The organism is Stenotrophomonas sp. WZN-1, assembly GCF_002192255.1.
Classification (GTDB): Bacteria; Pseudomonadota; Gammaproteobacteria; order Xanthomonadales; family Xanthomonadaceae; genus Stenotrophomonas.
On sequence record NZ_CP021768.1, the window covers coordinates 2,354,494 to 2,368,681 of the forward strand.

The following is a 14,188-nucleotide window of genomic DNA, read 5'->3' on the forward strand; positions in this document are numbered from 1 at the left end:
GATGGCGGCACCTCCGGCATGGGATCACGCACATGGATCGACGGCAGTTCCTGGCCACCCTGGCCGCCGCTGCAGCATCCGGCGCCGTGCCCTCCGCATGGGCCCGGGCCAGCCACAGCGAAGACTGGAAATGGTTGCAGGGCAACTGGCAGGTCCGGCACCAGCGCCTCAAGGAGCGCCTGGTGGGAGATACCCGCTGGGAGTCCTTCACCGGCTCCAGCGCGGTCTGGCTGACCCTGGGCGGGCTCGGCACCATCGATGACAACCTGATGGCGCTGCCTTCGGGCCCCTACAGGGGATTGGGCGTGCGTGCGTTCGATCCGGTGTCGTCCATGTGGTCGATCTGGTGGATCGATGGTCGCACGCCAGGCCGTATCGAGCCGCCGGTGCGTGGGGGCTTCAACAACACTGCCGGCAGCTTCCGCGGCCACGACCGGATCGACGGACGCCCGATCGATGTGTGGTTCCGCTGGCACGACATCCATGGCGAGGAACCGTGGTGGGAACAGGCGTTCTCTGCCGATGCCGGCGAGCACTGGGAGGTCAACTGGCGCAACTGGTTCCGGCGCACTGCGGCGGCCCCCTCGCCACTTCCAAAGCGGCCGGATGCACCGCGCGATTTTGATTTCCTCGTGGGCCATTGGAACGTGCGCCATCGCCGCCTGCGTACACGGCTGGCAGGCAGCGACGCCTGGGAGCGCTTCACCGGCACACTGCACAACTGGCCGGTACTGGGAGGATTCGGCAACGTGGGCGACAACCTGATGGACGTGGCGGGCGCGCCACTGCGCGGCATGGGCATCCGCGCCTGGAATGCAGCTGAGCGGCACTGGCTGAGCTGGTGGCTGGATGGCCGCGAGCCGACTCGTATCGGCGCGCCACTGCGCGGTGGTTTCGACGCCGGCGTCGGCCGCTTCTTCGGCGAAGAACAGCACGACGACGGACAAGCGATCCAGACGCGGGTGATCTGGTCACGCATCACCCCGCGTTCGGCGCGTTGGGAACAGGCGGCCTCGGCCGATGGCGGACGCAGCTGGGAAACCAACTGGGTCAGCGACTTCGAGCGACAGGCATGAAGGCGCGGCTGGCGGTGATGCTGCTGGTCTCTGCATCGTCTCTCGCATCGCCCTCGGGACGGCTGCAGCTCATAGGCCCCGCCGAACGCTTTGCCCCCGGCATTGCATCCACACGGCATGACGAGATCCGACTGACCCTGAGCCCGGACGGAAAGACCGCGCTGTGGTTCAGCCGCAACCGGCCAGGCGGTCCGGGCGGGTATGACATCTGGATCTCGCACCGCGAAGGTGATCGCTGGCGGCCCGCCACACCAGTGCCGTTCAACTCGCCGGGGCGCGACTTCGATCCCGCATTCTCCGCAGATGGGCGCGTCGTGTATTTCTGCTCGGACCGCGCAGGCGGCCAGGGCGGCGACGATCTGTACCGGGTCAGCGTGGGGGGCGACGGTCAATTCGGCACGCCGGTCAATCTTGGCCCTGCAGTGAACAGTGCGGCCGACGAGTTCGCGCCGATGCTCTCGCCGGACGATCGTACGCTGTTGTTCTCCAGCGATCGTGCGGGCGGCGCAGGCGGCCATGACCTCTATAGCGCGGCAATGATCGGCGGTGTGACGCAGCCGGCGCGGGCGCTGCCTGGCGGCATCAATACCGCCGCGCAGGAATTCGATGCCACCTTCCTCGGCGATGGCCGCACGGTGGTGTTTGCCCGTGCCCTGGACTTTGGCAGTGCACCGGTGCGCCAGTTCGTTGCCTACGAGCATGCAGGCCGCCATGACGCGGGCCATGCATTGTCCTCGCCCATGAACGAGCCTGGCGGCGACAGCTACGGCGCAATGCTGGATGGTTCGCGCCGCGACATGCTCACCTACTCAGCGCGCCGCGCAGGCGGTGAGGGTCTGGACCTGTACCGCGTCCGCTACCGGATGACGCAGCCTTGAAGGCAGGTGGTGTCGATTTGCAGCGCCCCGGTTCGTCGAGAGGATGAATACCCAAGGAGAAAATGCAGATGCCCTCCCATCAGTCCCTTGCATGCGCCTGCGGCCAGGTCCGCCTGGCCATCACCGGTCGCCCCATCGCCACCGTCGAATGCTGCTGCGACAGCTGCCGCAGGGCCGGCACCCAGCTGCAGTCAATGCCTGGAGCGCCGCAGGTACTTGGACCACAAGGCCAGACGCATTTCGTAATGCAGCGCAAGGATCGCGTCCGCATCGAGGCGGGGCAATCCCTGCTCCACGCATTTCGGCTGTCGACCAGGGGCGGAAGCCGCCGGGTCCTGGCGGGCTGCTGCAATACGCCGCTCTTCCTGGAGTTCAGCGGTGGCCATTGGCTGAGCCTGTATGGCCTGCTGTGGCCGGCATCGGAAAGACCCGCCGTGGAGATGCGGACGATGGTCAGTGATCTTCCTGATGCGTCTGCCCTTCCGGACGATGTGCCGAACCTGAAGACCCGGTCGCTGCGGGTCTATGCACGGCTGATGACGGCCTGGATCGCCATGGGCTTCCGCAGCCCACGCATCGACGTCGCGGGAGATACCCATGCCTGAGCACGTCGCGGCCGGCTGATCAGCGCTGCGCCGGCAGTTCCAGCCGATGCTTGCGGCACAACCGGTACACGGTCACCCGAGAGATCTGCATCTGCCGCGCGCACTCCGAGACGTTGTAGCCGGTCTGGCGCAGCGTCTGCAGCAGCACATCGCGCTCGGCCTGGCCGCGGGCATCGTGCAGCATCGGGCTCGGCAGCGCCTGCGCGGGCTCGCCCAGTTCCAGGTCGCGCTCACTGATCAGCTCGCCTTCTGCCATGATCGCCGCCCGTTGCACGCGATTGAGCAGTTCACGCACGTTGCCGGGCCAGCCGAATCGACGCAGCGCCTGCAGCGCCGCCGGTGCGAAACCCCGCGCACGCACGCTGTGGCGCAGCCGGAAGCAGCGCAGGAAGTGTTCGGCCAGCAGCTGCACATCGGCACCGCGCTCGCGCAGTGGCGGCATCAGCAGCCGCAGTACGTTGAGCCGGTAGTAGAGATCACTGCGGAACCGCCCCTGCGCCACTGCGTGCTCCAGTTCGACGTGGGTGGCCGCCAGTACCCGCACGTCCGCGCGCAGCGGCTGGCTGCTGCCCACGCGCTCGAACGTGCCCTCCTGCAGCACGCGCAGCAGGCTGATCTGCGCCTCGGGCGGCAGGTCACCCACCTCGTCAAGGAACACGGTGCCACCGTGCGCCGATTCGAACACGCCGATCTGGCGCTTGTCGGCGCCGGTGAACGAACCGCGCTCGTGGCCGAACAGCTCCGACTGCACAAGGTTGGCCGGGATGGCACCGCAGTTGACCGCGATGAACGGCTTCCCAGCGCGCCCGGACAGCGCGTGCAGTGCATGTGCCGCCAGTTCTTTGCCCGTACCGGTTTCACCGGTCACCAGGACCGGAAGTTCAACCGGCGCAAACTTGTGCAGTACCGTGCGCACCGCGTGCAGCGCGGGGCTTTCGCCGATCAATGCGCGCGGTCCCTGTCCCCCGCAGGCGCCATCGGCAGCAGGTTCGTCCGCCTCGAACTGTTGGCGCATCGCCGCCACCAGGTCGTGCAGCCCGAAGGGCAGCGTGAACCGCGCAAGGCAGCGCTGCAGCAGGGGCAACCAGGCCGCCGGCGTGGGCCCCGCGCCGGGTGGCAGTACCGCCAGCCAGGGCAGATGCGCGTGCTGTTCGATCCAGGGCGCCAGCAACTGCAGCGCGGGTGTATCCAGATGGCGAAGATCCAGCACGGCGAGCAGCCGATCACGCCCGCGCAGCCCGATCGCCATCGCCGGATCAGGCTGGATGCGACGCACGTACCAGCCTGCGGCCGCCAGCGCACTGCGCTCGTTCGCCAGCGGCTCGCCGAACCAGAGCACGCAACGTGATGTAGAAGCCTCCGGGACCGCCGCCATGCTTCCCCCAGCATCCGGACACCGTCGGCGGACTGTCAGGCAATCACCGGCGTGCCGCCCCCCGCCGGGACCTCTACGGCCACCGCGGCGGCCTTTGTTGGGCGGATCCTAGCGCTGAGCTAAACGACGGCGCAATGAGCGGCGCGTCAAGAAAACACTGGCTGAAGCGGCGCCGTTACAGGCCGCGGCGCCGCCTGTAACACCCATGCGACAGTCGGGCGCCCGCCTTGCCCTGCGGCGCCTGGCCCTGCGCAGTTCCAACATTCTTCCCACGCCGCTGTAACAGCCCGGCAGCAGCACCCTGCTCCGTCCAGCGGCTGCCGGCAGGCCGCACAGGCCTTCCGGGGTTGGCACGGTTGATGCGTGGTTCCGCCGCACCCATCGCGGGAGATCGGCATGGACGGCACCACCCTGTTTCGCGGCCTGGCCGCAACGCTTGCAGTGAGCCTGCTGGCGATTGGCGCGGACGCCGCTGCATCCGGCGCCCGCCAGGGCGTGAAGGCACAACCGGGCGAGATTGTCCTGTTGCGGGACGTGGCCGCGCGGCCGGCCTATCGCATGGCGCCCCCTGGCATGGCGCTGATCGCCGACCCGAAACCGCAGCGCGAGATTGCCAGCGCATTGGGCACCGCTGGCCCGTCGACCGGCATGGACGAACTGAGCGATGAGGACTATGCCGGCATGGGGGCCGGACAGGCGGCCTCCGCCGCGTCGCCGCGTGGGACGACGGTTGAACGGGTTACCCAGCAGGCGTTGGGTGGCACGCTGGGCCGCGGCAGTGACGGCATGGTCGGCAGCAGCCTCGGTGGCGCCCTGGGTGGCCCACTCGGCGCCGTCGGCAACAGCACACGCGGCATCAGCGATACCGTGCGCGGCGCGCTCGCCCAGTTCCCGTTGCAGGGCCCGGCCCCGGCAGGTGGCAAGTGAAGCGGGTACGTTGGCAGTTGCTGGCCCTGTTCGCCACGCCGTTGATGGCGCAGGCCGACGACTACAGCGGCATGCTCGCCTACCTCGACGTGGCCCGCATCGACGGCCGCGCCCTGGCGGGTGCAAACGGCGCCATCGCGGTGAACCAGGCCGCCGGCGACCTCAACCTGCAGGCCAACCTGCGCGGCATCGCCACGGGCGAACGTGCCGGCGTGTCGATCACCAACCGGCAACTGCAGGGCGGCAATCGCGTGCTGAGCGCACCACTGCACGCCACCGCCGTCATCGACGGCAACGCACTGGCGGGCGCCAGTGGCATCGCATCCATCAACCAGGCCAGCGGCATCGCCAACACGACGTTCAACGTCGTCAGCGCGACGCTGGCCCGACAGGGCATACGCGAAACCGACGATACGGCGCTGGCCGCCGAAGGTTCCGCGTTGGCAGGGGGGCGGGACGACGCCGGTCGCGGCGTCGCGACGGGCACCCGCAGCGCTGGTGTCACCAGCACGGCGCTGCGGGGATTCGACGGGGTCCTGCAACTCAATCAGATCGCGGGCAGCGGCAACGACACGGCCAATGTGCTGGGCCTGGTCGTGCAGGACCGCCCGTGACAACCACCCAACCGATGCACCACCTGATGAGAGAGAGGGCACCATGAAAGCGACCGTCAAACGGACCATGCTCGCCATGGCGATTGCCACTGCCTCGACCGCCGCTGCGGCCAATGGCTGGGACAACCAGAACGCCAACGCGAACATCAACCACAACCACACCGTCAGCGAAACCCGCAACGACACCCACAACCATACCGACAACGACGTGCGCAACCGCACCGTCAACGTCAATGTGCAGAAGCACAGCAACATCCAGGCCGACGAACGCAAGGAAAAGAACAACCACGGCGTCGACGTGAACCTGGAGAAGGACCTGCGCCTGAGCACCGACGTCAACTTCTCCGGCGACCCCAACATCACCGGCGACATCGATCTCGACTCTGCGGCCATCGCGGTGATCGACAACCGCCAGTCGATCAGCAACAACGCCACCAGCAACAGCCTGGTCACCAACAGCGCGTCCATCGGTGACAGCGTGGGTGCCGGTGCCTCCGGCAACCTGGGCTTCAACGTGGTCTCCGGCGACAACAACGCACAGGACAATGCCGCATCGCTGTCCGCTGCCGACGCCTCCTTCAGCTTCGGCATGGCCGACGCCGAGGTGTTCGTCAACCAGGCCGGCTTCGGCAATGCCACCATGAACTCCGGCGTCACCAACGCCGCAGGCCTGGGCGGCAATGCCTTCGGCGGCGCGTCCGGCAACATCGGCGTGAACATCGCCTCGGGCAACAACAACGAGCAGAAGAACGCGCTCGCGGCCTCGGTAGCGACCACGGCGGTGGCGCAGTCGAGCATCAGCTCCAACCAGGTCTCCACCGGCAACACGGTCAGCAACGCCGGTTTCGTGCAGTCCTACACCGATACCGTGCAGGTCGGCATGCATGGCGGCGTCAGCGGCCTGACCCTGGCCTATGGTGCGGGCACTTACCGCGGCACCGGCAACGCCTACCAGATGGCCAATTACTACCTGGACACCTGGAATGGCGAGCTGCCGCACCCGGGTGGCAACAGCACCGGCCACATCGACCTGGACAACCAGATCCAGAACGCCACGATGAACCCCAACCGGCCGGGGGTGGGCGGCCTGGGCTTCGATACGCGTGAAAGCGGCACCAGCCAGTTCGTCGAACTGGGCGTGGCCGACCTGTATGCCAGCCTGAGCGGCACGGTCAGCACCACGCGCTGGGTGAACGTCAACGCGACCAACACCTCGGCGTTGTCCGGCAGTGCCTTCTCCGGCGCCTCCGGCAACATCGGCGTGAACGTCGCGGCGGGCACCGGCAACCTGCAGGCCAACAGCCTGGCCCTGGCCGTGGCCCAGCCCAGCACCGGCGGCGGTGGCGGCAGCGGCGAGTAAGCGCACCACCCCGGCCGTCCGCCAATGGCCGGGTTCCCGGGAGCCCCTGTCCCTCCTCCCCCTTGGGGCAGGGGCTCCCTCCTGCTGCTGGAGAACACGATGAGCCGCTACCGCCTCTCGATACGCCTGCTGGCCTGCCTGTTGTTGCTGGGCGGGGCGTCGGCGTGGGCGGGCGATGTCCGTTTCGCCGGCGTGCTGCCCAATGGCGCACTGCTGCAGCAGAAGGTGGAAAGCATGCAGGAACGGCGCTACCGCAACGTGGTACGGCAGCACACTGACTACAGCTGCGGAGCGGCGGCACTGGCCACCATCCTGCGCCATGCCTACCACCTGCAGACCGACGAGGCCACGGTGATCGAAGGGATGATGGGGGTCTCCGATCCGGCGCTGGTGGCCGAGCGCGGCTTCTCGCTGCTCGACATCAAGCGCTACGTGGAATCACTGGGCATGCGCGGGCGCGGCTACCGCATCGATGAAGCACGCCTGCGCACCTTGCGCGTTCCCGGTCTTGTGCTGATGGACGTGCGTGGCTTCCGCCACTTCGTGGTGCTCAAGCAGGTGCGCGACGGCGTCGTCGAGGTGGCTGATCCCATCCTTGGCAACCGCAGCCTGGCGTTGCCTGAATTCCTCGCTGCGTGGCCCTCGCGTGCCGTATTCGTGGTGATCGGCAGTGATTTCGATCGCAACACAGTCCTGCTGCAACCCAGCGAACGGCCCAGCGCCCGCGCGCTCTACGCGCGGCAGGGGCCGATCACCGATGCCGAACTGGTCGACTTCGGCTTCAGCCACGCCGACCTGTTCTGAAGGAGGCTCCGCCATGTTCCGCCACCCCCTGTTGCTGGTCCTGCTGCTGGCGTGCCCCGCCCTGCCCCTGCAGGCAGCGGATGCCGCGCCCGGCCGCGGCCTGAAGGAAATCCCGGACCCCGAACTGAACCTGATGCGCGGCCGCTACACCGTGGGCGGCAACACCGTGGCCTGGTTCGGAGTGACGATGGTCTCGCAATGGCAGGCCGGCAACGGAAGTGCGCTGCAGGGTGCGTTGACCCTGGGCATGGACTTCCGTGGCGGCGGCAGCCCGAAACTGAGCTTCCAGCCCAGCGTGCACGTGACCCCCGCAGATGCGCCGCTGCCGCAGACGCAGGGGCGCCACATCGACAGCAGTGGCCTGGCCAATGCCAGCGGCCTGGTGCAGAGCGTGCAGGTGGCCGGCGACGGCAACATCGCACGCAATGCGACCACGCTGGTGGTACGCAATGGCGCGGTGCCGGTGCTGTCGGGTGACGGTGCGCATTCGCTCAGTGCACAGGATGCAGGCATCTCGGCCTCTGCGGTGCTCGATGGCAACCAGGCACGCCTGCAGCTTCAGGTGGATGGCCAGGGCCTGGTCCAGCAATGGATACGCAACGGCAGCGTCGGCCAGGGCATCGCCCTGAACGGTGACGGCCAGATCGCCAGCAACCAGCTGCGGCTGGAGCTGGTGCGGGATACCGCGGGCGGCAACCTGCCGTTGAGCCAGAACGTGGCCCAGGCGATTGCGATGAACCGCGGCATGGGGCCGGGCCGGTAGCACTACGGCACGGCGTTGGGGGAAGCGTTCCACAACGCAGGACACGAACATGCACACCCTGATGAGGATCACCCCGTTGGCGCTGGCGGCGCTGGCGGGAACCGCTTTCGCCGCGCCACCCGCGGCGGACAATGGCGCCGACGTGCAGGCACTGGCCAACCAGCTGGAGCAACTGAAATCCAACTATGCACAGGAAGTGCGGCGCCTGCGCGAACTGGACATGCAGGTGCAGGCCATGCAGGCGCGGCTGAGTGGGAAGGTTGGCTCGATGGCCCTGTCTACGGCTACGGCTACGGCTACGGCAGTCGAGCGTGGCTCGACTCTACAGAGTGGTGCGGCCGTTCCGCCGAGCAGCGAGGGCTACGCCAGTACCGCCGCCGAGGCGCAGCAGGCAAAGCAGGAATCGCGGCGCAGCGTGGATGATGTGAAACAACAGCAGTCGGCACTGTTCTCGCGCCGCTTCACCGTCGAGAACAGCCTCACCTACGCCCGTTACGACCGCAAGCAGCTCACCCTCAACGGCTTCCTGGCACTGGATGCGATCTTCCTCGGCAACATCGCCATCGAGAACGTCGAATCCGATTCGCTTACCTACAATCTGGCCGCCCGTTGGGGCGTCAGCCCGAACCTGACGCTCAACCTGGACGTGCCTTACCTGGCGCGGCGCACCGTCTACCAGAAGGGCGGCGCCGGCGGCGCGGCGGCTGCGATCGCGCAGGAAGAAACCAATGGCAACGGCCTGGGCGATATCGGCCTGAGTGCGAACTATCGTTTGTTCGGCGAACGTGGCTGGCGCCCGGAAGCCGTGCTCACCGCCGGCGTGACCGCCCCCACCGGGCGCGCACCTTACGGCCTGGACTGGAAGGTGATCGAACGCGACGACGATGACTACATCCGCTTCGCCGTGCCCAGGGAGCAACCCACCGGCAATGGCGTGTGGCAGGCCAACGTGGGCCTGTCGATGGTCAAGACCGCCGATCCGGCGATCCTGTTCGCCAACCTCGGCTACGTGCATTCGTTCCCGCGGGGTTTCAGTGACATCGACAGCAACCCCGACACGATCAACCCGGGTGACGTGAAGCTCGGCGGCTCGGTCTACTTCGGCGCCGGCGTGGCCTTCGCGTTCAACGAGCGCACCAGCCTCAGCCTGTCCTTCAGCGACCGCATCAGCGCCCGCGCGTCCACCCGTTTCCAGGGTGGCAAGTGGATGAAGGTGATCGGCAGCGACGGCAGCGCTGCGTCACTGAATCTGGGGGTGACCTATGCACTCAACCAGCACACCACGCTGGTCACCCTGCTGGGCATCGGGCTGACCCCGGATGCACCGGACTTCACCCTGGCATTCAAGATTCCCTACATGCTCTGACCCGCCCGATCCGGCGACGACGTGGCCGCTGCCCGTCGTCGTCGAATCGCGGCCGCCGTGTGCGGGCCCTGTGTGTCCTCCCGGGTAGCGCGCCAGCGCTGGCGATGACGGCGTTGATCATCAGTTCCACCGTATTCCCGCCGCACCTTCACGGTGATCCGCCCGCATTCTCCGTCGATTCCGCCAATCCGGCGGCGACGCCATTTCCTACTCTGGCCCCACGGTGAAGCCCAGGCCGCTGCAGGCAACGCACCGTGAGACTGGATACCTCGCACTTCCACCCTTTCGCAGGAGCAGGACATGGCATTTCCAACCGCGGTAAACGACCAGATCACCGATTCGGTCACCCAGGCCAACACCAAGGTGCTGGGCGACGCGCCCGCCGTGGCAGTAGGCAACCTGTACCAGGCCACCGCGCAGGCGCTGGCCAACGCTGCCCACAACGCCACCAATGCGCAGCAGCAGTCCTACGTGACCGCGCAGTCGGCCACCACCATGGGCGTGGCCACGCTGTACTCGATCGATACCGCGACCACCGCCGTGGCAAGCAAGGAAATCCTCAGCACCCGCGTTCGCGGCCTGGGTTCCTGATCCGTCGTTCCGTAGCTGACCCGCCAACCCCAAGGAGATCGACATGGCATTCCCGACCGCTGTAAACGACCAGATCACCGATTCGGTCACCCAGGCCAACACCAAGGTACTGGGCGACGCGCCCGCCGTGGCCATGGGCAATCTGTACCAGGCCACTGCACAGGCGCTGGCCAACGCCGCCCACAACGCCACCAATGCGCAGCAGCAGTCCTATGTGACGGCGCAAGCGGCCACCACCATGGGTGTGGCCACGCTCTACTCGATCGACACCGCCACCACCGGCGTGGCCACCAAGCAGATCCTTGGCGCGTGATGCGCCGGCAGGCAAGGAGCTGAGCCATGGCATTTCCCACCGCCGTCAACGACCAGATCACCGACTCGGTCAGCCAGGCCAACCTGCAGGTGCTGGGCGTGGCGCCTGCCACGGCCATGGGCACGCTGTACCAGGCCACCGCGCAGGCGCTGGCCAATGCCGCCCACAACGCGACGCTCGCCCAGCAGCAGATGTATGTCACGGCACAGGCCGCGACCACGATGGGCGTCGCGCTGCTCTACGCCGTCGATACCGGCGCCACCGGCGCCGCCACCCGGAAGATTCTCGGCTGAATCCATTGAGTGCCGGCAATCTCCGTTCCTGTAGTGCTGTCCACCCTAGGAGCTTCCACCATGGCATTTCCCACCGCCGTCAACAGCCAGATCACCGATTCGGTCTCGCAGGTCAACACCAAGGTGCTTGGTGATGCGCCGGCCATCGCAATGGGCAACCTGTTCGTGGCCACCAGCCAGGCGCTGTCCAACGCCGCGCACAACGCCACCAACAACCAGCAGCAGTCCTACGTGACCATGCAGGCGTCGACCACCCAGGGGGTGTCCACGCTGTATGCGATCGACACCGCCTCCAACGGCGTGGCCACCCGCGAAATCCTGGGCCTGCGCTGACGTGTCGGCCCGGCGTGACGCCAACCACCGCGCCCCCGCTCAGGGCGGCGTCACGCCGGGCCCCTGATCGATGGCCGCATCGCCCGCCACCGGCTACCTGCTGGCTGCAACCAGCACCGGCTCCGGGGTGGCGATCGCCCTCGCCCCCTCGTTCGCGATGTCCGCCACGTACCTGGCGATGGCCGACAGCCTCGGCCTTGCCATGCAGAACGCGGTGGCCAACCAGCAACGCGGCCAGGTGACCGCCGGCGCAAGCCTGGCCCAGGTCCTGGCCTTGATCATCCAGAAGGGAGCCGTTCCGTCATGAACAGTGAGAACACCGTCAACAGCCAGATCGTCGACAGCGTCACCGCTGCGTCGACCCTGCTGGTGGCACAGGGGCCGGCGCAGTCCTTCAGCATGCTGGACATGGTGATGCTGGAGACGCTCGGCACCGCCATGCACAACGCCGTCGCGCGCCAGCAGGGTGCGGGCATGGTCAGCAACGCAGCGGTCACCGCCACCTGCGCGAAGATGATCAATGCCCCCTGGCCGGTGCCGCCACCTGCGCCGGAACCGCCTCCGCCACCACCGCCGCAGGTGATTCCCCTGCCCGGCCCGGTGCCGGCGCCCCCTTCGCCTGCGGCAGTGATCGCCGCAGCCACCGCAGAAGGAAAGACCGCCATCAGCGTCCTGCAGGCACAGACACACGGTGCCACTGCCGACGCTGCGGCCGCTACCAGCAGCCTGCATGCACTGCAAACGCTTGCAGGCAATGCGGCAGCGCCCGCGCCCGGTCCTGCGCCCGACCCCGCGTCCGGTCCGGATCCGGCCGCAGGTCCCGCCCAGGATCCCGCGCCAGACTCCCCTTCCCCTTCCCCTTCCCCGGCCACAGGCGACGCTGACGCCGGAGCCTGATACCGTGCAGGCCGCCTGCGGCCACACCCGCCCATCAAGGAGCCCGTATGGACCCGAGCTATGTCAACGCCCAGGTCATCGATGTGATCAACCATGTGCAAACGGCCACCATGTCCGCATCCGTGGTGAAGACCAGTGGCGCCGGCAAGGCCTACCAGTCGGTGGCCCAGTCTGCGGCGATCGCCGTGCAGGATGCCGCCGACGCCCTGCGCAATGTCTCTACCATCGCGACCACTGCGGCCGGCGTGGCCATGGCCCAGTACCTGGCGACGGGGGACGAGAAGTATGCAAGGGTGCTCACGCAGGCGCAGACCATGATGCAGGGGGCCACCGACGACTTCACCCGGGTCGGCAGTGCCGCTGCGACCGTCCTCAAGGATTTTCCGGCCCAGTGAGGCCGCCAGGAGAGCCACGCATGAGCGTTTTCATTGCCGGTCGTTCCATTCCCCAGGCCAACCTGCTCAGCCAATCGTGCCGGCGGGTCCTTCAGTTCATCGACGGTGGCGAGCACTGGTTGAGGTGGGCCATTGAATCCCATGAGCACCGCTACGCCTTCTCCGACGAGGGCACGATGCTTGATGGGGTGCAACAGGGCCTGCATGGTTCGCGCATGACCTGGTTGCCGCGCATCGGCCTGCAGATCGGCCCGATCAAGTTGCTCAGCCTCAGGACCAGCGACCTCGATGCCCTGCGCAACATCGAACTGGGCGAAGAGACACGCCTGTCGCACAGCGAGGCACAGGAGGTACTGGAAAGGCACCGGCTGCTGACCAATACCGAACTCGGTGCCATCCGCCCCTTCCTGGCTTCAATCAATGCGGCCGATGCACCTCTGCTGCAGCAACTGGATTTTCGTGAATCGGTGGCGCTCTACCAGCTGGCCGGTGAGGTGGGCATGTCCAGCGCAGGGCGCGATGATCTGGCCGACGCTGCCCGCTTCGCGCTGCTGCACGCACGCCGGCCCATCGAGTTTGCCGACTATTTCCGTTTCTACCAGCACGTGAGCGCAGGGGGCGGAAGCAGCGAGCAACGAATGACCCGTGCCACCCGCGCGTTGCAGCAGCTGCTGCCGATGCTGTTCGACTTCCTGGACGGGCCGCAGCTGCCACAGCTGCCGTCGCCGGAGCAGGTGCGCGAGGCGATTGGCGCAAGCCTGGCCGCGAACCGGCAGATTGGTTATGCACGCATCTCACTGGCTGCCCAGCAGATGGCATTGTGCTTCGACAACGGCCCCGACCTGCTGCGGGATGACCACAGCCTGCGCGAAGCCGCGCAGTGGCAGCTGCGTGATGCGCAGGAGTTCCTCAACGAACACCCGGTCTCCCGTGGCCAGCTCGGGCAGGATGGTGCCAGCGTGCAGTTCGCGATCGATGGCTCCAGAGGACAGGCGCTGATACAGGTGGAGGACAATGTGATCACCCTGCAGGACTACCACCGCTCCCGTCACTACCTGGGCGATGAAGCGCAGGTGGGCTACCGGGCGGGTACGGTGTGAACCCGCCTCCGGCGCCAGCTGGCGATGGCGTGCAGGCAGCGACGGAGGCCCTGGCTTCGGCGGCCGGCGCGGCCGTTGCCGCCGGACGCCTGGCGGCCCGGCAACAGGCGCAGAAGATCCTGGCCGATGCCCAGTCTGCATTGCGCCATATCCTGGGGGAACGTAACGACGGTGTTCCCCCCTCATCCCCAGCAGGAGCACCGACGATGACCTTCCCGACCCCGCTTCCCGGCATGCCCACCCCCGCCTATCCGGCGGGAAAAACCCCAATGGAGATCGCCCAGGAACTCGCGGACGCCGCCATGGCCGCCAGTGAAAAGGGCATCTGCGCCGCGATGGAGGTCTCGCAACGCGCAGTCGAGGCCGCCGCCGAGGCGGCACGCCGTGCAGACGAAGCCGCCGAACTGGCCGTGCAGCGCGCTGCTGAAGCCAACGCGCGCTAACGCCTGGTCTGCCCCCCCAGCGCCCCGGGCAGGCCCAGGCCTGCACCGGGGCGTA

The 14,188-nt window shown here is 67.6% G+C and carries 19 protein-coding genes; 18 read left to right on the top strand and 1 reads right to left on the bottom strand.

The window, feature by feature from the left end; genetic code table 11:
* Window positions 1-32 precede the first annotated feature (32 nt).
* From CCR98_RS11160 to CCR98_RS11170, 3 genes are all read left to right on the top strand, one after another.
* Window positions 33-1,076 carry a twin-arginine translocation signal domain-containing protein gene (locus tag CCR98_RS11160; protein ID WP_087922652.1) on the top strand — a complete coding sequence of 348 codons (1,044 nt, stop codon included), beginning with the start codon at window positions 33-35 and terminating at the stop codon, window positions 1,074-1,076.
* On the top strand, window positions 1,073-1,954 hold the full coding sequence (locus CCR98_RS11165) for a PD40 domain-containing protein (protein ID WP_087922653.1): 882 nt from the start codon (window positions 1,073-1,075) through the stop codon (window positions 1,952-1,954). The genes CCR98_RS11160 and CCR98_RS11165 overlap by 4 nt, the downstream gene beginning before the upstream one ends.
* Before the next feature lie 245 nt (window positions 1,955-2,199).
* Window positions 2,200-2,559 (top strand): hypothetical protein, encoded by a 360-nt coding sequence (locus CCR98_RS11170; protein ID WP_232463004.1) that lies wholly within the window; start codon window positions 2,200-2,202, stop codon window positions 2,557-2,559.
* 19 nt (window positions 2,560-2,578) lie between these two features.
* Here CCR98_RS11170 and CCR98_RS11175 read toward each other — a convergent pair whose 3' ends face one another.
* Window positions 2,579-3,934: a sigma-54 dependent transcriptional regulator gene (locus tag CCR98_RS11175; RefSeq protein WP_087922655.1), complete on the bottom strand. Its 1,356-nt coding sequence runs from the start codon at window positions 3,932-3,934 to the stop codon at window positions 2,579-2,581.
* A gap of 396 nt (window positions 3,935-4,330) precedes the next feature.
* Between CCR98_RS11175 and CCR98_RS11180 the strand changes: the two genes are divergently transcribed.
* The 15 genes from CCR98_RS11180 to CCR98_RS11250 all read left to right on the top strand — a co-directional run bounded on the left by CCR98_RS11180 (window position 4,331) and on the right by CCR98_RS11250 (window position 14,133).
* On the top strand, window positions 4,331-4,861 hold the full coding sequence (locus tag CCR98_RS11180; RefSeq protein ID WP_087922656.1) for a hypothetical protein: 531 nt from the start codon (window positions 4,331-4,333) through the stop codon (window positions 4,859-4,861).
* Window positions 4,862-4,905: 44 nt separating this feature from the next.
* The gene (locus CCR98_RS11185; RefSeq protein WP_087924177.1) at window positions 4,906-5,475 is read left to right on the top strand and encodes a hypothetical protein; all 570 of its coding nucleotides are present in this window, start codon (window positions 4,906-4,908) and stop codon (window positions 5,473-5,475) included.
* A gap of 43 nt (window positions 5,476-5,518) precedes the next feature.
* Window positions 5,519-6,835, top strand: a complete 1,317-nt coding sequence (locus tag CCR98_RS11190; protein WP_087922657.1) for an adhesin — start codon at window positions 5,519-5,521, stop codon at window positions 6,833-6,835.
* 99 nt (window positions 6,836-6,934) lie between these two features.
* On the top strand, window positions 6,935-7,639 hold the full coding sequence (locus CCR98_RS11195; protein ID WP_087922658.1) for a C39 family peptidase: 705 nt from the start codon (window positions 6,935-6,937) through the stop codon (window positions 7,637-7,639).
* Between the two features lie 13 nt (window positions 7,640-7,652).
* Window positions 7,653-8,402, top strand: coding sequence for a hypothetical protein (locus CCR98_RS11200; protein WP_087922659.1), 750 nt, complete (start codon window positions 7,653-7,655; stop codon window positions 8,400-8,402).
* Between the two features lie 49 nt (window positions 8,403-8,451).
* Entirely contained in the window at window positions 8,452-9,768 is a 1,317-nt protein-coding gene (locus CCR98_RS11205; protein WP_087922660.1) for a transporter, read from the top strand.
* Between the two features lie 300 nt (window positions 9,769-10,068).
* Complete coding sequence (locus CCR98_RS11210) at window positions 10,069-10,359, top strand: RebB family R body protein (RefSeq protein ID WP_005416648.1); 291 nt, start codon at window positions 10,069-10,071, stop codon at window positions 10,357-10,359.
* A gap of 43 nt (window positions 10,360-10,402) precedes the next feature.
* On the top strand, window positions 10,403-10,672 hold the full coding sequence (locus tag CCR98_RS11215) for a RebB family R body protein (protein ID WP_005416649.1): 270 nt from the start codon (window positions 10,403-10,405) through the stop codon (window positions 10,670-10,672).
* A gap of 26 nt (window positions 10,673-10,698) precedes the next feature.
* On the top strand, window positions 10,699-10,965 hold the full coding sequence (locus tag CCR98_RS11220; protein WP_006446865.1) for a RebB family R body protein: 267 nt from the start codon (window positions 10,699-10,701) through the stop codon (window positions 10,963-10,965).
* 60 nt (window positions 10,966-11,025) lie between these two features.
* Window positions 11,026-11,298 (top strand): RebB family R body protein, encoded by a 273-nt coding sequence (locus CCR98_RS11225; protein WP_005416651.1) that lies wholly within the window; start codon window positions 11,026-11,028, stop codon window positions 11,296-11,298.
* A 70-nt stretch (window positions 11,299-11,368) separates the two neighbouring features.
* Window positions 11,369-11,605 carry a RebB family R body protein gene (locus tag CCR98_RS11230; protein WP_087922661.1) on the top strand — a complete coding sequence of 79 codons (237 nt, stop codon included), beginning with the start codon at window positions 11,369-11,371 and terminating at the stop codon, window positions 11,603-11,605.
* On the top strand, window positions 11,602-12,195 hold the full coding sequence (locus CCR98_RS11235) for a RebB family R body protein (protein ID WP_087922662.1): 594 nt from the start codon (window positions 11,602-11,604) through the stop codon (window positions 12,193-12,195). Before CCR98_RS11230 ends, CCR98_RS11235 begins: the two co-directional genes overlap by 4 nt.
* A 47-nt stretch (window positions 12,196-12,242) precedes the next feature.
* The gene (locus CCR98_RS11240) at window positions 12,243-12,590 is read left to right on the top strand and encodes a hypothetical protein (RefSeq protein WP_049445054.1); all 348 of its coding nucleotides are present in this window, start codon (window positions 12,243-12,245) and stop codon (window positions 12,588-12,590) included.
* Between the two features lie 20 nt (window positions 12,591-12,610).
* Window positions 12,611-13,690 (top strand): hypothetical protein, encoded by a 1,080-nt coding sequence (locus CCR98_RS11245; protein WP_087922663.1) that lies wholly within the window; start codon window positions 12,611-12,613, stop codon window positions 13,688-13,690.
* Window positions 13,691-13,896: 206 nt separating this feature from the next.
* On the top strand, window positions 13,897-14,133 hold the full coding sequence (locus tag CCR98_RS11250; RefSeq protein WP_087922664.1) for a hypothetical protein: 237 nt from the start codon (window positions 13,897-13,899) through the stop codon (window positions 14,131-14,133).
* The last annotated feature ends 55 nt before the right edge of the window (window positions 14,134-14,188 follow it).